This window comes from Vibrio sp. 1151_11 (genome assembly GCF_029478525.1).
GTDB classification, from domain to species: domain Bacteria; phylum Pseudomonadota; class Gammaproteobacteria; order Enterobacterales; family Vibrionaceae; genus Vibrio; species Vibrio anguillarum.
This window is the reverse complement of the sequence record NZ_SHMN01000008.1, coordinates 128,365-149,848: the sequence shown is the minus strand read 5'-3', so window position 1 is coordinate 149,848 and position 21,484 is coordinate 128,365. Positions and strand designations below refer to the sequence as shown.

Here is a 21,484-nt window from a genome sequence, read left to right as displayed (position 1 = left end):
GCTAGCTTCAGTGCTTCTGCTTTAAATTCAGCAGAATGGAGAATACGTTTTTTCTTGTTTGTCATGGTTCACCTCATTAGTGATTGTACTCACTTAATTAGGTGTCCAAAACTGGTGGTGCGGATCAACCTCGAACTGTGCATTAAATTTACACAAAATTATTATTAATTACGTATTGTGCAAATAAAAATGAACACAATAAATTTAATATTAACAGAAACGAGGATTCTTTTACTTACTGATTATGCATTTTGTGCAGGGGATTATAAAAGCGGGACATCACACGAGCGTTGCGTACTATTGAGATACAAAGTATCACCCAACAAAGAAAAGTGATGACTGTACATGCAGGGGCGCAAGCAACCCATATGAAACTCACCTGGGTTGTAAAAGTTTAGGATTTCGCCTCTATCATCAACGCCACGTGAAAGATCATCAACAATCTTACGCAGTTGATCAATCTGCCCACCATCCGCCTTGGCCCACGCACGTCCTTGAACTCCATACACGCGGCCCATATCATCTTCACCTTTGCGGTATGGATTGTTAAGCCAAGCTGCATTTAAATTCGCATTCGCATCCCACGTTTTGGTTCCTAAAGCGCGAAAATCGGCTGCATTATCGTAGCCACGAATATAACCAAGTAGCTCAGCAACTGCGGCTTTCCAGAAGCTTTTACGCGTTGTCACTAACGGGAATTGATTCTGACCTACATCATAGGTGAGATCAGCGTTAACCACCGTTAGGCAGCGTTTGGCGGTACGTTCATTTTCGATCCAAACGCCCTCATCAACAATTCGCTGACAAAGTTCAAGATACTGTTTCACAAACTATCCTTAACACTATTGAGTCACTTTATGGTTAACCTTGTACGCCCATACCATCATCAGTGCACCGACAATGATCATCGGTAGCGACAGGATTTGCCCCATGGAGATAAATCCAGCGAACAATCCTAATTGTGCATCAGGTTCACGAACATATTCGACAAGGAAACGGAATGTTCCGTAGCCTATCAAAAATAGCCCTGAGACTGAACCAATTGGCCGATTTTTGCGGATAAACAGGTTCAATATAATAAACAGCACAATCCCTTCTAAGAAAAACTCATAAAGCTGTGATGGATGACGAGGCAAAGGCCCGCCGTTTGGAAAAATGATCGCCCATGGAACATCGGTTACTCGCCCCCACAATTCACTGTTCATGAAGTTGCCTAGTCGTCCCATGCCTAAACCAAATGGAACCAAAGGAGCCACAAAATCGGCGACACCAAAAAACGTCCGGTTATTTTTACGTGCATACCAAAACATTGCACTGATCACGCCAAGTAGACCACCATGGAAAGACATCCCGCCTGTCCACACTTTAAAGAGATAGAGCGGGTCTTGGAGAAACAGATCAAAATTGTAAAACAACACGTAACCGACACGACCACCAATGACCACCCCTAAAAATCCAGCAAACAGCAAATCCGAGACTTGCTCACGAGTCCAGCCACTATTTGGTTTGTCCGCTCTGCGATTGGCAAGCCACATCGCAAAAACAAAACCAACTAAATACATTAAGCCGTACCAGCGAATGGATATAGGGCCAATCGCAATCAGCACGGGATCAATATTTGGGAACTGTATAAAACCCTGAGACATAAACGTGTTCTCTTACTAAAAATGAGGTGAAGATAATAAGTGATTAAAACAGCATAGTTGCCGCTATAACCATCAGAAAAACGGAGAATATTTTTTTCAATACCGCCGTCGGTAACTGAGTCGCGTAACGCGCTCCTAATCGAGTAGTGAGAATTGAGGTCGAAGCAATGGCGACTAACGCAGGTAAATAGACATAGCCAATGCTGTAAGGTGGTAAATTCTCCACTTGATAACCGTGCAAAATAAAACCAATCATGCCAGAGATTGCGATCACACACCCACAGACAGAAGAAGAACCGACGGCTTTACGCATTTCAACGCCATGACGATTCAAAAAAGGAACGGAGAGCGAACCGCCACCAATTCCCGCTAAACTAGAGACAATACCAATACCACTGCCGCATAGCATGGTCACCCACGCACCGGGCATCGATCTTTGCATTTGTGCTTTTATCGATAAAAACATTTGAATCGCCAGGCAAAAAACAATCACGCCAAATACTTTCGGTAGATATTGAGTCGGAATCACATCTGCGATCATTGAGCCAACAAACCCACCGACGATAACGCCGGGCATGAGCCACTTGACGACAAACATATCCACATTGCCCAATTTAAGGTGATTTAATGCCGAAGAAGCCGAAGTAACAATGATGGTCGCTAGCGATGTCGCTAACGCTAAATGCATACTAAGTTCGGCGGAAATACCTGCCTTGGGAAGCAAAAGAAGCAACGCCGGAACGACAATTAAACCACCACCAATGCCCAGTAAACCAGCCATAAAACCAACGACTGAGCCCAATAACACCAGCAACACCATCAACTCAAAATTCACATTGGTTCCTATTTTTTTCCTGCGCGGATAAAGCCAGCAAAGCCTTTATCTTCAAAGTATGAGTGCATCATATTATAAATGTCGTTGCCGTAAGGTTGCATCAACGCTTTGTCAGCAAGTTGCCGTAACTGTCCTAATTGAGAGTGCCTCACTAAATATTTGACCTTGGCTACGTTGGAGGTATTCATACTTAGCATGCGATAACCCAAACCAATTAATAACAGTGAACCGATAGGGTCTCCGGCCAACTCACCACACACACAAACAGGTATACGATAAGACTGGCAAGTCTCTAAAATCTGTTTAAGCGCCATCACCACCGCTGGATGCATGGAGTCATAGACATCAGCAACATGTGCATTGTTCCGATCAACGGCCAACAAATATTGGGTTAAATCGTTGGTTCCAACCGAAACAAAGTCCACTTTGCTCGCAATCAATGGTAGAAGATAAATCATCGATGGTACTTCAATCATAATGCCAACCTTGGGCATTATGATCCGATCATCAACGCTAGAAACTTCTCGATACGCTTGCTCAATCAACCGCATTGCGTCGTCTAACTCTTTCGTTCCTGAAATCATTGGCAATAAAATGCTGAGATTTTGGTTATCGCCGCTGGCACGCATCATCGCCCGCAGTTGAATCAAAAAAATATCGGGATGATCGAGCGTAAAACGAATGCCTCGCCAGCCAAGAAAGGGATTGTCTTCTTCAATGGGTAGATAAGGCAGTGCTTTATCGCCACCAATGTCTAACGTTCTCATCACCACCCGTTTATCAGGATAAGCGTTCAAAACGCTGCGATACTGCTGCACTTGTTCTTCTTCTGATGGAAAGCGATGTTGCAGCAAAAAGGAAATTTCGGTTCGATACAGCCCGACACCATCAACCCCTTGGTTAATTGCGATGTTGGTATCCGCACTTAATCCAGCATTGAGCATCACTTCAATACGTGTACCATCTTGCGTAAAAGGAGCTTCTGCAATGGTTTCATTAACCATTTGAGAAAGTTCGCTTTCTTCATAAGCTAAAGCGCGATATTCCGCCAGAATTTGTCTATTTGGTGAGATAAAAACCTTGCCGCTATAACCATCGACAATGCCCTTTTTACCGTTGATCTCCTTGAGATTAAGTGAAATTCCCATCACTGCGGGAATGCCCAAGGCCCGTGACAATATTGCTGCGTGGGAATTGGCAGCCCCTTCTAAAGAGACCACCGCCAGTAATTTATCTTTAGGAATAGCGGCGAGAATTGAAGCAGTAAGTTCGCGTACCACCAAAATAATCGGTTTATCAAGTTGCTGCTGATCATGCTCAGTGTTGTGCAAAAAAAATAGCAGTCGCTGACCTAGCTCACGAATATCCTGTGCACGCTCACGTAAGTAAACATCTGACATCTTCGCAAAACGGTTGGAATAACTCTCCACAACTTGCCGTAATGCCCAATCTGCACGATCACCTTTTTGGATCTGGCTTTTCAGATCGTTGCGTAGCATCGGATCATTAAGTAGATGAGTAAAGAGATCGAAGATGGCTAACGCATCTTTATTAATATCACTATCGAGTTTTTTTCTTAAACGACGAAAATCGTTCAAGGCGCTTTCTACCGCCAGCACTAGCCACTCTTGTTCTCGTTCAATATCGAGCGTTGAGGCGGGGTAAACATCAGACAGTTGAGGCTGGGTGTCATCCCACCAAAACTCACCAATCGCGATTCCAGATGACGCAGCAATGCCACTGGTGGATAACTGCTTTTTCGAAAGCAGCCACTGCCCTTGTGTTTGAGCATGAGCAATAATCACGGCCACTTGCGCCGCCAGAGTGACAATAAAAGACTCTTCCATCTCACTAAATAAGCGAGGTGTTTTTTGCTGCACGACCAACACACCCAATACTCGCTTGCGATGAATAATCGGCGTACCAAGAAAGCTTTGATACACCTCTTCGCCAAGCTGTTTGAAGTATTTAAAATTAGGATGTTTCGACGCTTCAGCAATGTTGATTGGCTCAGCTGAACGTTTCACTAAGCCCACTAAACCTTCGTCAAAACCGATGTGGATTTTGTCGCCTTTGAACTTTAAGCCTTGCGTTGCCATCAGTTCTAGACGATGTTTTTCTTCGTTAGCAAGATAGACAGTGCAACACTCGGTACTCATCGCATTGCACGTTTGCTTAACCAAAATATCCAAGGCTTGGTGTACATCTTCTACCTTGGATACTTGTTCAACTATTTCCCTTAGCTGAGAGAGCATGTCTATCCTCTTTTATTTTTGCGCTTACCTTTGTTATTACGTTCTTTAAATGGCATCGCGAATGATGCAAACTCTTTCATGGCGCGACGATAAACATCTCGCTTGAAAGAGACTACTTGCCTCACTGGATACCAATAACTGACCCAACGCCAACCATCAAATTCAGGGGTACTGCCGCGCTGCATGTTGATTCTTGATTCATCACACTCTAAGCGCAGAAGAAACCATTTCTGTTTTTGCCCAATACAGACAGGTTGAGAATCCCAACGAACGAGCCGTTTTGGTAATTTATATCTTAACCAATGACGGCTTGTTGCTATGATTTTCACATCTTTCTTTGTAAGCCCAACCTCTTCGTAAAGCTCTCTAAACATCGCTTGTTCAGGAGTTTCATCGTCGTCAATTCCACCTTGTGGAAACTGCCAAGAGTGTTGTCCGTATCGTTTCGCCCAGAATACCTGACCATGGTTGTTACAAATCACAATACCAACATTGAGTCGGTAACCATCGCCATCGATCACTGGCCAACCTCTAGTAAAATCTTAATTGCTTTGATTTTTCCACATATCCCCAATAGGAGCAAACTTACTAGTGTGATTAACACGAGATTTATGTGTTCCTAATCATTAATTGGATAACTTTTCATCAAATTTAAAGTTATCAACAAAATAATGCGACACCAGCCACATTTATTCACCTTTTCTGTGAGTAACTATGTGAAGAATCTCTAGATAGCGACTTACTTCCCCAAAAAGCAAAAGAATACGGACTAATACAAAAAAGATAATAATAAATTAAACACATTAAAAACAATGAATTAATTGGATTTTCTATTATTCACATTACGTTGCGATTAACAAAAAATTGATCCTTTCACAACATGCTCAAAGATCCACCAATTCGCTCGTTATCCACACCCCCACTCTAGTAGAAATAAGATTTACTGATTAAGAGGCCCACTCTCTCAAGCAAAACCCTGTAAATGCATACAGATAAACAAAAAATGGAATATTTTTCCGATCAACCTGTGGATAACTTGGATTGCGATGATCTTTTAAGCAAAAGAAACGACAGCACATTGTGTATAAGAATTTGCTACAATCGCGTTTTTATCATTCAAAGTATCATGAAACCTGCACCTAAAACTGAACATGAATTAATGCTTAGAGCCCAAGACATTGCAGGCTTAAGCTTTAGTCAACTGGCCGAAGAAGCCAAGATGACCGTGCCCCCTGACTTAAAAAAAGATAAAGGATGGGTCGGTCAGCTATTAGAATGGCATTTGGGTGCAACGGCAGGCAGCAAACCTCAGCAAGATTTCGAGCAATTAGGTATCGAGCTCAAAAGTATTCCGATCAGTTACACTGGAAAACCGCTCGAAACAACGTTTGTGTGTGTGGCCCCACTCACCGGTGTTCATGGTTTAACATGGGAGCAAAGCCACGTGCGAAATAAACTCTCTCGAGTACTGTGGATCCCAATAGAGGGTGAGCGAGAGATCCCCCTAGCCCAGCGCCATGTCGGATCGCCATTGCTATGGAGCCCTTCTCCTGCACAAGAACAGCAGCTCAAAAATGATTGGGAAGAACTGATGGAGTTCATCGTTCTTGGCAAAGTTGAGCAGATCACCGCTAAGCACGGTGAAGTATTACAGCTCAGGCCAAAAGCGGCAAACGGGCGAGCATTAACCGAAGCATACGGTGCTAATGGCAAACCTATCAAAACCCTGCCACGAGGCTTTTATCTTCGAACTCAATTTACCGCGAGCATTCTTGAGCAACACTTTATTTAAAAGTGCTCGTTATTGCTCATGAAAAAACGTAACCGTTTGATCTTTCACTGCACAATTCGTTTCCGTTTCACTGCCATCTTCGCTTATAGTAAAAACGTCACACACTCCACCAGCGAGAGCATCAAGGAAGGAATATGCAATACACCAAACTGCCTCATTCCACACTGGAAGTGAGCAAGATCTGCTTAGGTACCATGACTTTTGGTGAACAAAATAGCCAACAACAAGCCTTTGAGCAGCTCGATTACGCCTTAGACCAAGGTGTGAATTTCATCGATACTGCGGAAATGTACCCAGTTCCCCCCAACGGTAAAACCCAAGGTCTGACCGAAAGCTATATTGGCAACTGGTTAGAAAAATCAGGTAAACGTGAAAAAGTGGTGTTAGCGACTAAAGTGGCAGGCCCGCGTAACGTGCCTCACATCCGCGAAAAGATGTCACTCGATAGACGCAACATTCATTTAGCGATTGATGATAGTTTAAGACGCTTAAAAACAGACTATGTCGATTTGTATCAATTACATTGGCCTCAACGCCAAACGAACATGTTCGGCCAACTTAACTACCCTTATCCTGATCAGCAAGAAGAAGTCACTTTAATCGAAACGCTCGAAGCGCTTAATGATCTCGTCAAGGCTGGAAAAGTGCGTTACATCGGTGTGTCAAATGATACCCCGTGGGGTGTGATGACGTTGCTAAAATTGGCAGAAAAACACGATCTAGCAAGAATTGTCTCTATCCAAAACCCTTATAATTTACTGAATCGCAGCTTTGAAATTGGCTTATCTGAGATTAGCCACTTCGAAGGTGTTCAACTGCTGGCTTACTCGCCACTGGCGTTTGGTTGCCTGAGTGGTAAATATTTAAATGGCGTAAGACCTGACGGTGCTCGGTGCAGCCTATTTGAACGCTTTTCTCGCTATTTTACGGCGCAAGGTGTACAAGCCACTCACGCTTATGTTGAGCTTGCTAACCAGTATGGCCTTGATCCAGCACAGATGGCGTTGGCGTTTGTCAATCAACGTCCGTTTGTCGCATCCAATATCATTGGCGCGACAAACCTAGAGCAGTTGAAAACAAATATCGATAGTTTAGATGTCGTACTCAGTAATGAATTGCTTCTTAAAATTCAAGAGATTGGGACGACTTACTCCAACCCTTGTCCGTAGATATCTTCGGGGCTAGCGAAGCCACTAGCCCCTCGTTTTACGTTGTTATTCGCATACTTAACACACGGCGAAGATGACGAATATGACGTTCAGCTTTAATTGAGTCAGGGACTGAAACGCCAATAGCGCGTCCATCACTTTCTAAGCCAATATCTTTAAGCAAGTGTTGGCTATTAAAAGGCAGCTCAAAAGCATGACGGCGAACATTTCGTTGCCATTGACGCTCTTCACGGCGTAAATCAGCACGGACCAGTAAAGTAGCAAGTTGTAAATAAATTGAATGACGCATGAGTATTCTCCAGTAGTAAACTAAACGTTGACGGCTGGAAAAATGGGGGCAAACAAGGTGGATCAACACTTTGATAAGCTGCCATTTTTCCGCAGCCTATCTCAAGGTTACGGATTAACTAAAAATCGGTGCCTTTTTTATCATCAAACATACGACAGGCGTCTGTAGTAAGAGACGATTTAGGCGCAGTAAGATCGATAGAAACGCGAACAGTATGAACAAAAACGAAATGATTCATGTTGCGCCTCCAAGCAAATAGTTAATCCAAAGTGAAATGAGTGTGTGAGCACGGCTCACGGTTAAATTCTATGCAACTGAGGTGATTATTCAACTCTTAATTTTCAAACAATTAAAAAACAATGCATTAACCTAAAATGAAAGCCGATGACAGCAAATAAGTGACATATTCAGCTAGAGAATAACTTATTCGCAAAAGATATGATTATAAAAAATGGCCACATGGATTAAATGTGACCATTTTTACTTGAAGAATCATCAAGTTAATAGGTATTTTCAGTGATTAAGTTATGTTTATTAAGCAAGCGATACATAGTAGCTCTAGATACACCTAGCTCTTTGGCGGCCATTGAGACTTGCCCTGAGTTCGATTCTAAAACCAGTAATAGCGCATCTCGCTCTGAACGCTCACGAATGCTTTTTAGGCTGCGCTTACCATCACTGCGTTTTGGTAAGTCGAGTTGCAATTCATCCAACATGACTGAATCGGACATCAGCACCACACGTTTGATCTGATTCATCAGCTCACGAACGTTACCCGGCCAGTGATAACGAGCCAATGAGCGCGCCGCTTCTTCAGTAAAACTGCGCGCCTGCGCGTTAAACTCTTTTGAATACTCCTGCAAGAAGTGTCGTGCCAGTAAAGCAATATCACCCGCCCGCTCTTTTAAGCTCGGGACATTAATACGCAATACGTTGATATAGTGGTACAGCTCTTCGTTAAAATTGCCATCAATCAGCGCTTTTTCAATATCGGAAGAGTTGGCGGCCAAAATACGCACATCCACCTCTTTGACACCCGTTGAAGTTTCTATCGTTCCTTCTTGCAGGAAGCGCAAGAGGTTAGCTTGTTGGCTTTTAGGTAGCGTGAGAATATCTTTAAGTAGGATCGTCCCACCATCTGCCCGCTCCAATAATGAAGTTTGAGATGAGTCTTCACAACCAATACCGAACAGCTCACATTCAAAGCGGCTCTCCGATAAAGCTCGGCAATTCACTGAAATAAAAGGTTTTTGTGCGCGAGATGAGGTTTTGTGTACCGCTCTCGCGACCGTCTCTTTGCCCGTTCCATTTTCCCCATAAATGAGGATACTGACATCTGTAGGGCCGATTCGTTTGATCTGATCACGCAAGCGCTTCATGGGAGTGGACTCACCAATTAAACCAATATCCCCTGTTGCTCCATAATGTGGCCATACTTTTTTCTCTAACTTAAGCATTCCAAGTTGGTGTCCAATGGTGCTCAGTAGCTGCGCATCGGGAATCGGCGCCGTAAAAAAGTCGATACAAAAGTTAACAATGAATTGGCAAATCGTATCCGAGCTCAACTGTGATTCGCGAATGAACGCTAACCAACGTACTTGTTTATGGTTGCTGACCAAATTTGCAATGCCATTGAGGCTGAATTCATCATGGCTCAAATCAACAATACCAATGCATGGGCCTGTTTCTGCAAACAAGACATCCGCTTTACGTAAATCTGCGCATTGTGTACAACGCCAACCAACCTGTTCAAGTACAGATAACCAAGGCTCGTATGTCCCACCAACGACGACAAGCGAACCAGGGACAGAATCCATTCGGAATTGAGTGCCCATCTATTATTCCTTATCTTTAAATTTATATGCAGTGCTACTTTTGGCACATTAAACGGCTGTTACATTAACGAGACTTGGCGCTGCAGTCTGTCTCAATCATAAGACTAGACAACAAATAAGCGCTTTGCCATTTAATATAGGGAACTATTTCATAATCCTTTCGAAATTTTTGTCTGTTAGTCCACGCTAGTGAACAAAACTTTTCAGACTAATGCAAAAAAAAACCGCCTATTTAGGCGGTTTATCGGAACGAAAGTAGCAATTACTGCTGTGGGCGCATCGCAGGGAATAGGATAACGTCACGAATCGTATGGGTGTTGGTGAGTAACATCACCAAACGGTCAATACCAATGCCTTGACCCGCCGTTGGTGGGAGACCGTGCTCTAACGCAACAACATAATCAGCATCGTAGAACATGGCTTCATCGTCGCCAGCATCTTTGGCATTCACTTGCGCTAAGAAGCGCTCGTCTTGATCTTGAGCATCATTAAGCTCAGAGAAGCCATTGGCGACTTCACGACCACCGATGAAGAACTCAAAACGGTCAGTGAAGAATGGGTTGTTATCGCTACGACGCGCCAATGGTGAAATATCCGCAGGGTATCCAGTGATGAAGGTCGGTTGCATCAACTTAGGTTCAGCCGTTTCACCGAAGATCTCTTCAAGAAGTTGGCCACAAGTCCAGAAAGGTTCAACGTCTACATGAACCGATTTCGCGATAGATGCCATGAGCTCACGGTTTTGCAGATCCTGTTCAGTTAACGCTTGGATTTGAGCGTGCTCTGGGTTGTAGTGTTTGATGGCTTCAAACATACTCATGCGAGCATATTGACCACCAAATTCTACCGTTTCATCACCATAAGGCATTGAAGTCGAACCTAAAACTTCCTGTGCCACAGTGCTTAATAACTCCTCGGTAAAGTCCATCAGATCATTGTAATCTGCGTACGCCATATAGAATTCCATCATAGTAAATTCAGGGTTATGGCGAGGAGAAAGACCTTCGTTACGGAAGTTACGGTTGATTTCAAACACGCGATCAAAGCCACCCACAACTAAACGCTTAAGGTAAAGCTCAGGTGCGATACGCAAGTACATTGGCATGTCGAGCGCATTGTGGTGAGTGATGAATGGACGCGCACTAGCACCGCCAGGGATCACATGCATCATTGGCGTTTCTACTTCCATGAACTGTTTTGAGATCATGAAGTTACGAATTGCAGTCATTACTTTAGAGCGAACAATGAACGCATTACGTGAACTTTCATTAACAATCAAATCCACATAACGTTGGCGGTAGCGCATCTCTTGGTCAGTCAAACCGTGGAACTTCTCTGGTAACGGACGAAGTGCCTTTGTCAGCAATTCGTACTCTTCCATATTAACGTAGAGATCGCCTTTGCCAGATTTGTGCAACGCACCTTTCACGCCGATGATGTCACCAATGTCGAGTCCTTGGTATTTTTCCTTCAGCTCAGTTTGAACCTCTTTTGAAGCATAAGCTTGAATACGACCAGAGGTTTCTTGAATAACAAGGAAAGGACCACGTTTCGCCATGATACGACCCGCAATCGCCACAACATGGTTTAAGGCTTCTAACTCTTCTTTGCTCTTTTCACCGAATTGCTGTTGAAGATCGCCCGCAAGGCTGTCACGACGAAAGTCATTTGGGTGGCCATTCGCTTTACAGCTCTTACGGATGTGATCCAGCTTGCTGCGACGCTCTGCGATGAGTTTGTTCTCTTCTTGCGCAATTTGCTCTTGATTCATTTCGTTTTGAACAGCATCAGTCATTTTACATGTACCTTATATGTCGGTAAAAAAGCCTTAAAGACCTGATTTCAGGCTTGCTTCAATAAATTTGTCTAAATCACCATCTAATACCGCTTGGGTATTACGGTTCTCAACGCCAGTGCGTAAGTCTTTGATTCGGGAGTCATCCAATACATAAGATCGAATTTGGCTTCCCCAGCCAATGTCAGATTTTGCATCTTCATTGGCTTGCTTTTCTGCATTCTGCTTTTGTAACTCAAGTTCAAACAGTTTTGCACGTAATTGTTTCATCGCTTGGTCTTTGTTTTTATGCTGCGAACGATCGTTTTGGCATTGAACAACGGTATTGGTTGGAATGTGCGTAATACGCACCGCCGATTCGGTAGTGTTAACGTGCTGACCACCCGCTCCCGAAGCGCGATAAACATCGATACGAAGATCGGCTGGGTTGATGTCGATAGCAATATTTTCATCAATCTCAGGATAGATAAACGCAGAGGCAAAAGAGGTATGCCGGCGGCCACTCGAATCAAATGGCGATTTACGAACCAAGCGGTGTACGCCAGTTTCGGTGCGTAACCAACCATAAGCGTAATCACCGATAATGCGCACTGTTGCGCCTTTTAGACCAGCAACATCACCTTCAGACACTTCAATCACTTCAGTCTTAAAGCCTTTCGCTTCTGCCCAACGTAAATACATGCGTAGCAGGATTGATGTCCAGTCTTGAGCCTCGGTGCCGCCCGAACCAGACTGCAGATCAATATAGCAATCTGAAGAATCGTGATCACCAGAGAACATACGGCGAAACTCAAGCTGTTCAAGCTTAGTTTCCAGTTCATCCAGTTCAGGGCCAATTTCATCGAAAGTTTCTTGATCTTCCGCTTCAATAGCCAGTTCCAGTAGCCCTTCCACATCATCCACACCTTGATCCAACTGATCAATGGTATCGACAATGGCTTCGAGCGAAGCTCGCTCTTTACCTAGCGCTTGCGCACGCTCAGGTTCGTTCCAGACATTGGGTTGCTCGAGTTCTGCATTTACTTCTTCTAAACGCTCTTTCTTAGCGTCGTAGTCAAAGATACCCCCTCAGGATATTTGTGCGCTCTGACACATCCTGAAGACGGTTTTTAATAGGATTGATTTCAAACATGTTTGCTCAACATTTATGAGTAGAATTTAACCGAAGAATTCTACTTAAAAATGTGATGAAGATACAGGAAAAATTAGTTTGAACTCTTGAAACAAAAGCTGGCACGCACTAAAAAAAAGGCCGAACAATCATGCTCAGCCTCTTCGATACTAACGGATAAAAACTCGATTATGCCGCGTTTTTAGCCACACTTTGCTGCACGTTAGTAGCGATAAAAAACATGCAAATCATCGCCGCAAGTGTTGGGAGTAACCACCCCATACCGACTTCAAACAGTGGCAGCATATTAAACGCAGACACATCCACGCCAGCCACTTTTGCCGCATCGATCAACGCAAAAAGAAACGCAATCAACAATACCACACGGTATGCCACTGCAGGATTTGGTAGTTTCCCACGTAAAAAGGTCAACACAATCAGGGCAATCGCAACCGGATACAGTGCAAATAAAACAGGGATAGAAAGAGCGATCAATTGTGATAAACCAACGTTTGCCACGATAGCGCAAGCAACACCAATAATGATCACCCAAGATTTATAAGAAATTGGAGTCAATGTGCAAAAGTAGTCTGAGCATGCTGAAATCAAACCAATCGCTGTGGTTAGGCAAGCCAGCAAGACTATGGTGGAGAGAACAATCTGTCCATAAGGGCCAAATAGCGCTTGTACATATTGGCTAAGCACCACGCCACCATTTTCTGCGCCAAAAGCAACTACAGAGCTTGTCGCGCCAAGATAAAATAGTGAAATATAAACAAAAGCCAAACCAGCCGCCGCAATGCACGCCGCGCTGATTAAATACTTTGTGGTTGCCGCACGCTCAGTAATGCCTTTGCTGCGCAGTGCATCAACAATTAACATCCCAAACATCAGAGCACCAAACGTATCCATGGTGTTGTAACCTTCAAGGAAACCTTTCGTCAACGGCTGAGTCAAGTATTCACCTTGTGCAGCGACCATCTCACCTTGCGGATTAAGAAAAACAGCCACAGCGAGGACAAGCAAACCAATAAATAACGCTGGTGTTAACACTTTACCGATGACATCGATGAGTTTGCCTTGAGACCAGGCAAAAAACATCGCAACAACAAAAAAGAGAATAGAAAAGAGCGTCAAGTGCGATTGTTGGGCATCAATGAAAAACGGTTTCACTGCCATTTCATACGCCACAAGGCCAGTGCGAGGTGCTGCAAAAGCAGGGCCGATGATGATAAAAATCATCACCGCTATCATTGTCGCTGCCTGTTTGGGTAAATCTTTAGTTAGATGATCCCAAGAGCCACCAGCAACGGCAATAGCAATGATGGTCATTAGAGGTAGACCAACCGCAGTAATTAAGAAGCCAGTCATAGCGGGCAGCAAATGCTCTCCAGCAAGTTGGCCAGCGATTGGCGGAAAGATGATGTTACCAGCACCCAAGAAAAACGCGAAAAGCATAAAGCCGACCGCGATAATATCTGTTAGTTTTAACGTCTGCTTCACAGATAACCCTTAATTATTATTTAATAAATGTTGTGTGTGCATTGTTGATACAGTTTAAACCGCATCTAAATCTAAAAATTAAGGGCGAATAATGACGAAACACTCAAGACTTCGCAAGGGCAAAGCAAAAAACGCTACATTAATTTATAATATTGGTGAAAAACCAGTTTAAAACTCTAAATGTTAAAAAATAGAAAGAATGATGTGTTGATCATTTTCTCATACACTCTCATAACAGATAGAAGAATAATCCGAACAAATAGATAACAATAGTGGTTATCACTTAATTAGAGCCATGTTTTGAAATAATGATGAAAAGTCACACGCCCAAAAATAAGCGTTTCAAATTTAAACAATTTTCCATTGACGGTGGACAAGCGGGAATGCCTGTCAGCACCGATGGGGTTCTATTAGGCGCGTGGGCTTTCACGCACCATCCCAAAACCATTCTCGATATTGGCACAGGTACCGGGTTATTGGCATTAATGTGCGCGCAACGTTTTAGCGATGCACAAATTACGGCCATCGATATCGATGCCTTTGCTTTTGAAGCAGCCCAATACAACAGTGATACCTCTTTATGGGGACAGCGTATACGCGTTATACAAGGTGATATTTTACACACATCCTTCACCACTTCCTTTGATGCAATTATTTGTAACCCACCCTATTTCAACAGTGGTGAACTGTCTCATGATCCCAAGCGAGCTACTGCTAGGCACACCAATCAACTTGCTCATCACGCTTTATTAGTCAGAGCAAAAAGTCTCCTCAACGATGAGGGGCAAGCTTGTTTTATTTTACCCGTGTATGAAGGGGAACAATTTATCGAGCAAGCACTCACGCTCGGTTGGCAGCTTAAACGGCGCTGCACAGTACAACCCATAGCACACAAACCCGCTCATCGGCTATTGATTGAACTAAGTTTAGCCTCGGCTGCTGTGATTGATTCATCATTGGTCATTCACTCATCAAGCGGTTATAGCGAAGCCTTTATCGCCCTAACTCAAGATTTTTATCTCAAGATGTAGAAATAACATGTGATCCTAATCACCAATCCCCCTATAATGTTCGACCTTAATTTTATAGCCAAATAAGCCTAACGGCTTGTGGAGTACTCACTGTGATCAAAACCTTTGCTGACCTCGATCTTGACCCTTGCATCATTGCGGCCATTGAAGATATGGGCTTTGAACGTCCCACCCAAGTTCAAGCTGAAGCGATCCCACAAGCCCTAGATGGTCGAGATATTCTTGCCTCTGCGCCAACGGGAACCGGTAAAACCGCTGCATTTGTTTTACCGGCGCTGCAATATCTTTTGGATTTTCCGCGCAAGCGAGCTGGCCCTGCACGCGTCTTGATTCTGACCCCAACTCGTGAACTGGCGATGCAAGTGGCGGATCAAGCGCGTGAACTGGCGAAGAATACTCGTCTCAATATCGTCACCATCACCGGCGGCGTACAATATCAAGAGCACGCCGACATCTTAGCCAAAACGCAAGATATTGTGGTGGCAACGCCTGGTCGCTTGATGGAATACATTGAAGGCGAGCGTTTTGATTGTCGTGCGATTGAATGGCTTATTTTGGATGAAGCTGACCGCATGCTGGACATGGGCTTTGGCCCAATCGTCGATCGTCTCGCGGCGGAATGTCGCTGGCGTAAACAGACCTTGCTCTTCTCTGCAACACTGGAAGGTCATGGTGTGGAAGGTTTTACCGCCGATCTCTTAAAAGAACCAGCAACAATCAATGCCGATCCTTCTCGTCGTGAACGCAAAAAAATCACCCAATGGTATCACCGCGCCGATACCATGGTGCACAAAGTTGAGCTATTGAAGAAAATCCTCACCGAGCAAGCCGAACGTTCTATCGTGTTTATCAAAACTCGTGAGCGCTTAGCTGATTTGCGTACAGAGCTAGAAAAAGCGCAAATTCCTTGTGCTTGGATTCAAGGCGAAATGCCACAAGATCGTCGCAATAACGCCATTACGCGATTCCGTGAAGGCGCAGTCAACGTACTACTGGCAACCGACGTGGCCGCACGCGGTATTGACTTACCTGACGTAAGTCACGTGATCAACTTTGATATGCCACGCTCAGCGGATGTGTACTTACACCGCATAGGTCGTACGGCTCGTGCTGGTAAAAAAGGCAATGCGATCTCTTTGGTTGAAGCCCATGATCAAGTGATGATGGACCGCGTCGCGCGTTATGTCGACGAGGAGATAAAAGAGCGCTTCATTAAAGATATGCGCCCACAGCACAAAAAGCCGGTATTCAAAAAGAAAAAGAAAACCGATGACAAAAAAGTCAAAGTGGTTTCGAAGAAGAAGAAAGCGAACAAAAAGAAAAAATAGTGTTCCAATACCACCTATAAAAAAAATGCCGATACTGAAATATCGGCATTTTTTATCTTTAACGTTTGAAGAGAGTATCACTCTCTTCAAACTCACCAAGGTTTAATGTTCGCGTGTCGCACGGAACTCCACTTCAGGAAAACGCTCTTTGGCCAGATTCAAATTGACCATAGTCGGCGCGATGTAAGTCAGGTTATCCCCACCATCCAGTGCGATGTTACTTTGGTTTTTGCGCTTAAACTCTTCGAATTTTTTATCATCTGCGCACTCAATCCAGCGTGCTGTTGCAACGTTAACACCTTCGTAAATAGCCTCGACGTTGTATTCAGATTTTAAACGAGACACCACCACATCAAACTGCAGCACACCCACTGCACCCACAATCAAATCGTTATTTTGTAGTGGGCGGAAGACTTGAACCGCTCCCTCTTCCGACAACTGCACTAACCCTTTAAGCAGTTGCTTCTGCTTCAGTGGATCGCGCAAGCGAATACGACGGAACAGCTCAGGAGCAAAGTTAGGAATACCTGAGAATTTCAGCGATTCACCTTGAGTAAAGGTATCACCAATCTGAATTGTTCCATGGTTATGCAAACCGATAATATCGCCAGCATAAGCATTTTCAGCACGAGAGCGATCGCCCGCCATAAAGGTAACAGCATCAGAAATACTCACTTGCTTACCAATACGCACGTGGTTCATTTTCATGCCTTGGGTATAAGTACCCGACACAATACGCATAAACGCAATACGATCGCGGTGTTTAGGATCCATGTTCGCTTGGATTTTAAACACAAAGCCTGAGAATTTCTCTTCCGTGGCTTCAACAATACGCTCATTAGCTTGACGTGGCATCGGCGCCGGAGCCCACTCAGTTAAACCATGCAGCATATGGTCAACACCAAAGTTACCTAATGCCGTTCCGAAGAAAACAGGGGTCAACTCACCTTTTAAAAACAGCTCTTGATCAAATTCATGAGAAGCACCCAATACCAATTCAAGCTCATCACGCAGCTGAGCGGCAAGGTCATCACCCACGGCCTTATCCAGATCAGGGTTGTTGAGGCCCTTAACAATGCGCTCTTCTTGAATAGTGTGGCCTTGGCCGGTCGCGTACAGAATTGTCTCATCACGGTGAATGTGGTACACGCCTTTAAACTCTTTACCACAACCCACTGGCCATGAAATCGGGGCGCAGGCAATCTTCAACTCATTCTCCACTTCATCAAGCAATTCCATTGGGTCGCGGATCTCACGGTCCAATTTGTTCATGAAGGTTACAATCGGTGTATCACGTAAGCGAGTCACTTCCATCAGCTTACGAGTACGATCTTCAACACCTTTTGCTGCATCAATCACCATTAAGCACGAGTCAACCGCCGTCAATGTGCGGTAAGTATCTTCCGAGAAGTCTTCGTGCCCTGGAGTATCGAGCAAGTTAACCAAACAATGATTGTAAGGAAATTGCATCACAGAGGTCGTGACCGAAATACCACGCTCTTTTTCCATTTCCATCCAATCTGATTTAGCATGCTGGTTAGAGCCGCGCCCTTTTACCGTTCCCGCTTTTTGAATGGCATTCCCGAATAGCAGAACTTTTTCAGTAATGGTGGTTTTACCCGCATCCGGGTGCGAAATAATAGCGAAGGTTCTACGTTTAGAAACTTCACTCAAAAAAGGAGTATTTGACATGAAACAGGTCTTCTCAATATGCTGATATAAGGGAGAGCCGAAGCGCTTACGCTGATCAGCAGTTCGATTCAAATTTGCGCGGTATTCTCCCCTATATTTGATCTAGGAGCAACTTTCGTCGCTATACAAATCAACAAGAGAATGACGACCTTTCTATTTGTAATTAAATTATCAATAAATATGAGCTATAACTAAAAAGGGCGAAGAGAATAAGCGAGTATTATGCTGATAACCAAACAAAGAAATTCTCTGGCATTTAAACAAGCCAAAACAGTGTTCCTAGTCTCGGTGATCCTTGGGATAGGCTTTAGTTTGTATCATACTTTGCTCGACCTACACCATGAGCAAGCTCGCATTGAAGATCACTACCGTTTTAAACTGCTGCAAAATTATTCAAATGCCAGCCAGGCTGCTTATCACCTCAACAACTTATTAGCCAATCAAGTCGTCTCTAGCCTAATGGTTGACAATGCCATTTATCACATTGAAATTATTGATGATTTTGGCGATACACTGGCAAAAAAAAGCAGAGAAATTCCAGCGCAGACGGCTTTTATTCGGCTCTTATCGAATTATCTGACACCTGAAATACCCATCTTTAAAACTGACTTGCATCAACCCAATTCGAGTGTGGTGGTAGGTAGCTTAAGTTTTTCCGTCAACGGCTCTTCCATTGCCAAAGAATTTATTGCAAAAACCACACGAGTATTGCTGTTTGATCTCTTTCGAAATGTGTTGCTGACTTCGATCCTTTTAGTCTTTTTTTACTACAAGCTGTCAAAACCCATCACCACGTTAATTTCGTGGGTTCGCTCATTGCAAAACAATCAACGTCCAACACAGCCGCCATTACAACAGCAAAAAAATGAGCTCAGTGAGTTAGCTGGTACTTTCTATACTTTATGGAAAGAGCGAGAGCTCGCGGATGCTAAACTTAACCAATTAGCCTACTACGACACGTTAACTGGCCTTGCTAATCGCAGCTTGCTGCTGCAACTACTCACTGATGCCATTGATAACAGTATTCGCACACACACTTCTGGTGTGTTGTTTTACCTTGATCTCGACCGTTTCAAAACGATCAATGATTCACTTGGACACACAACGGGGGATCATTTAATCAAAGCCATCGCCATGCGTATGGATGGCTGGCTTAAACACGATTACACCGCCGCACGCATCGGTGGCGATGAGTTTGCGGTGTTGATTCCTCATCTCTCTCGCCAACAAGCAGAGAAGGTAGCTCAGCAGCTTCTGGCTCTGATTTCCAACCCTTACTCGATTGATGACCACCAGCTTTATTGCACTGTGAGTATTGGTATCTCGATTTTTCCGTCAGTGGGCAAAACCAATATCGATGTACTTAGACAAGCCGATACAGCGCTTTACCGCGCAAAAGCGAATGGACGCAATAAATACATGTTTTATGAGCCAGAAATGCAGGCTCAAGTCGAATCGTTTCTGGAAATAGAAAAAGGCCTCCATGAAGCCCTCAATACCCAACAGTTAGAACTCTATTACCAACCTCAAGTCGATGAGCGGCACAATATTGTCGGTGTGGAAGCCTTGATCCGCTGGAACCACCCAACCAAAGGTGTATTGCCACCGGGTGTGTTTATGACCATAGCAGAAGAAACGGGGCAAATTATTCCGATTGGAAACTGGATATTAGAGCAAGCGTGCTATCAATACGCCGCTTGGAAGCGCCAAGGAGTATTACCGCCCCATTTTCGCCGTTTAGCCATCAACATCAGTCCGTTGCAGTTTTCTCAAGATTCTTTTGTTGAACACATTAACCATGCAATGCAACAAGCAGGTATTACTGGTGAACATCTTGAATTGGAGATTACTGAAGGGCTATTACTGGAAAATGTAGAAAGTGCGATTCAAAAAATGGTGCAACTTAAAAAAAGTAAGCTGAGTATCTCGATTGATGATTTTGGCACTGGTTATTCATCACTGCGTTACCTCAAACTTTTATCGGTGGATGTGCTCAAAATCGATCGTTCTTTTGTCACTCAATTGCATCTAGATGAGAGTGACCAAGCAATTGTGGATACGATTATTATGATTGCGAAACGTTTAAATTTGGAGGTAATAGCCGAAGGTGTGGAAGAGTGCCAAGAACTCGAAACTCTCAAACAATTGGGTTGTGATCAGTTCCAAGGTTACTTATTTGATAAGCCGTTAACCGCTAAGGAAGTCGTCAAGCGTTTTGCAAGCCCATGTTATCAACTCAATGAACATCAAAAAGATAAGGCGCACCAGAAATAGTTCCGAGACGCCTGACTATGAAAAAAACTGAGTTTGCAAACGATCTGCTGATGGAAAATAAGCTACAAAAAATAGTAGCTCATGATGATCGCATCTTCTGATCCTTTCGGAGTGGGATAGTAGTTCACTCGACGATCGAGCTCATTAAAACCCAGCGATTCGTACAAGCTATAAGCGCGGATGTTGCTTTCGCGAACTTCAAGCCACGCACTTTCAGCTTGCGCTTTTTCACAGTAAGTTAAGAAAAACTCCATCAACAATTTTCCGTAACCCTTACCTTGCTGCTGCGGATCGACAGCGATATTCAACAAGGTCACCTCTCCAACAATATTCTGTGCATAGAAATAACCGACAACTTTGCCATCAACCAACATAGCATGGTGGCATGCACCACGACTCGCCAAGTCACGTACGAGTGATTCAGCCCAAGGGTAACTGTGAGCTTGCTGCTCAATGGACCAAATAGCATCAAGATAAGGAAGTGATAAAGGCACAACATCAATATTCATAGTTTTATGACTCATAAGAACAAATTTGCTGCCACAACGCCCGGCGCAGCTCGGTATTGCCATCTATCTCAACTAGCGGCGGTGACGTTAACACTTTCTGAGTCAACAGGCTTTCTTTCTTTTCACAGCCTGAAAACCACAACCATTCAATGCTGGAGCCTGTTAGTTGGCTAAGAGAGTGAGGCTCAAGATGACACGCCTGACTGATTTCGAGCCCCATACTTTTCAATACTCTTGAAAACAGCAATAGAGCACCTTGTTGCGGGTATTGGGGGGAAACGAGTAATAAACGGCACGTGCTCGGCAGCGTCATCGGATCAGGTTGATAGCCAGCCAGCCGCTGTGGATGGATAAGCTCCCAACGCTGGATGCCCATTTCTTGTAAATATTGATTTTCGTGATGTGACATCTGTTTATGAC

The 21,484-nt window shown here is 44.0% G+C and carries 17 protein-coding genes and 1 pseudogene; 5 read left to right on the top strand and 13 right to left on the bottom strand.

Features of this window, described 5'->3' with window-relative positions:
• Positions 1 to 269 precede the first annotated feature (269 nt).
• From EXZ60_RS08510 to rppH, 5 genes and pseudogenes are all read right to left on the bottom strand, one after another.
• Positions 270 to 827: pseudogene (locus EXZ60_RS08510) on the bottom strand (thymidylate synthase); the annotation flags it as partial.
• Positions 828 to 842: 15 nt separating this feature from the next.
• Positions 843 to 1,646, bottom strand: a complete 804-nt coding sequence (lgt, locus tag EXZ60_RS08505; RefSeq protein ID WP_013857591.1) for a prolipoprotein diacylglyceryl transferase — start codon at positions 1,644 to 1,646, stop codon at positions 843 to 845.
• A 43-nt stretch (positions 1,647 to 1,689) separates the two neighbouring features.
• On the bottom strand, positions 1,690 to 2,481 hold the full coding sequence (locus EXZ60_RS08500) for a sulfite exporter TauE/SafE family protein (RefSeq protein ID WP_047690145.1): 792 nt from the start codon (positions 2,479 to 2,481) through the stop codon (positions 1,690 to 1,692).
• 8 nt (positions 2,482 to 2,489) lie between these two features.
• Entirely contained in the window at positions 2,490 to 4,736 is a 2,247-nt protein-coding gene (gene ptsP, locus EXZ60_RS08495) for a phosphoenolpyruvate--protein phosphotransferase (RefSeq protein ID WP_017047904.1), read from the bottom strand.
• Between the two features lie 2 nt (positions 4,737 to 4,738).
• Positions 4,739 to 5,257, bottom strand: coding sequence for an RNA pyrophosphohydrolase (gene rppH / locus EXZ60_RS08490; RefSeq protein WP_010319133.1), 519 nt, complete (start codon positions 5,255 to 5,257; stop codon positions 4,739 to 4,741).
• Positions 5,258 to 5,862: 605 nt separating this feature from the next.
• Between rppH and mutH the strand changes: the two genes are divergently transcribed.
• Both mutH and EXZ60_RS08480 read left to right on the top strand, forming a co-directional pair.
• On the top strand, positions 5,863 to 6,528 hold the full coding sequence (gene mutH / locus EXZ60_RS08485; RefSeq protein ID WP_026028083.1) for a DNA mismatch repair endonuclease MutH: 666 nt from the start codon (positions 5,863 to 5,865) through the stop codon (positions 6,526 to 6,528).
• Between the two features lie 134 nt (positions 6,529 to 6,662).
• Entirely contained in the window at positions 6,663 to 7,697 is a 1,035-nt protein-coding gene (locus EXZ60_RS08480; protein WP_277435551.1) for an NADP(H)-dependent aldo-keto reductase, read from the top strand.
• 37 nt (positions 7,698 to 7,734) lie between these two features.
• Here the strand turns inward: EXZ60_RS08480 and EXZ60_RS08475 are convergent, their stop codons facing one another.
• From EXZ60_RS08475 to brnQ, 5 genes are all read right to left on the bottom strand, one after another.
• Positions 7,735 to 7,986 (bottom strand): hypothetical protein, encoded by a 252-nt coding sequence (locus tag EXZ60_RS08475; protein WP_010319130.1) that lies wholly within the window; start codon positions 7,984 to 7,986, stop codon positions 7,735 to 7,737.
• 500 nt (positions 7,987 to 8,486) lie between these two features.
• On the bottom strand, positions 8,487 to 9,821 hold the full coding sequence (gene vpsR / locus EXZ60_RS08470; RefSeq protein WP_277435550.1) for a cyclic-di-GMP-binding transcriptional regulator VpsR: 1,335 nt from the start codon (positions 9,819 to 9,821) through the stop codon (positions 8,487 to 8,489).
• Positions 9,822 to 10,083: 262 nt separating this feature from the next.
• On the bottom strand, positions 10,084 to 11,616 hold the full coding sequence (gene lysS / locus EXZ60_RS08465) for a lysine--tRNA ligase (RefSeq protein WP_277435549.1): 1,533 nt from the start codon (positions 11,614 to 11,616) through the stop codon (positions 10,084 to 10,086).
• 33 nt (positions 11,617 to 11,649) lie between these two features.
• Positions 11,650 to 12,748 (bottom strand): peptide chain release factor 2 gene (gene prfB, locus EXZ60_RS08460; protein ID WP_096000859.1). Its coding sequence is split into 2 segments (ribosomal slippage): positions 11,650 to 12,672 and positions 12,674 to 12,748, totalling 1,098 coding nucleotides; the frame shifts between segments, so codons are not numbered across the junction.
• A 168-nt stretch (positions 12,749 to 12,916) separates the two neighbouring features.
• Positions 12,917 to 14,230: a branched-chain amino acid transport system II carrier protein gene (gene brnQ, locus EXZ60_RS08455; RefSeq protein WP_017043262.1), complete on the bottom strand. Its 1,314-nt coding sequence runs from the start codon at positions 14,228 to 14,230 to the stop codon at positions 12,917 to 12,919.
• A 308-nt stretch (positions 14,231 to 14,538) separates the two neighbouring features.
• Here brnQ and EXZ60_RS08450 point away from each other — a divergent pair, with 308 nt between their 5' ends.
• Both EXZ60_RS08450 and srmB read left to right on the top strand, forming a co-directional pair.
• Positions 14,539 to 15,261 (top strand): methyltransferase, encoded by a 723-nt coding sequence (locus tag EXZ60_RS08450; RefSeq protein ID WP_064624473.1) that lies wholly within the window; start codon positions 14,539 to 14,541, stop codon positions 15,259 to 15,261.
• 92 nt (positions 15,262 to 15,353) lie between these two features.
• On the top strand, positions 15,354 to 16,589 hold the full coding sequence (gene srmB / locus EXZ60_RS08445; RefSeq protein WP_013857603.1) for an ATP-dependent RNA helicase SrmB: 1,236 nt from the start codon (positions 15,354 to 15,356) through the stop codon (positions 16,587 to 16,589).
• Positions 16,590 to 16,691: 102 nt separating this feature from the next.
• Here srmB and prfC read toward each other — a convergent pair whose 3' ends face one another.
• The gene (gene prfC, locus EXZ60_RS08440) at positions 16,692 to 18,281 is read right to left on the bottom strand and encodes a peptide chain release factor 3 (protein ID WP_026028084.1); all 1,590 of its coding nucleotides are present in this window, start codon (positions 18,279 to 18,281) and stop codon (positions 16,692 to 16,694) included.
• Between the two features lie 222 nt (positions 18,282 to 18,503).
• On the opposite strand from prfC, the gene EXZ60_RS08435 reads away from it, so the two are divergent.
• Complete coding sequence (locus tag EXZ60_RS08435; protein ID WP_277435548.1) at positions 18,504 to 20,555, top strand: EAL domain-containing protein; 2,052 nt, start codon at positions 18,504 to 18,506, stop codon at positions 20,553 to 20,555.
• Positions 20,556 to 20,617: 62 nt separating this feature from the next.
• On the opposite strand, the gene rimI is transcribed toward EXZ60_RS08435, so the two are convergent.
• A complete protein-coding gene (gene rimI, locus EXZ60_RS08430) occupies positions 20,618 to 21,064 on the bottom strand; it encodes a ribosomal protein S18-alanine N-acetyltransferase (protein WP_013857606.1) in 447 nt (148 codons plus the stop codon).
• A 4-nt stretch (positions 21,065 to 21,068) separates the two neighbouring features.
• Entirely contained in the window at positions 21,069 to 21,473 is a 405-nt protein-coding gene (locus EXZ60_RS08425) for a DNA polymerase III subunit psi (protein WP_277435547.1), read from the bottom strand.
• Between the last annotated feature and the right edge of the window lie 11 nt (positions 21,474 to 21,484).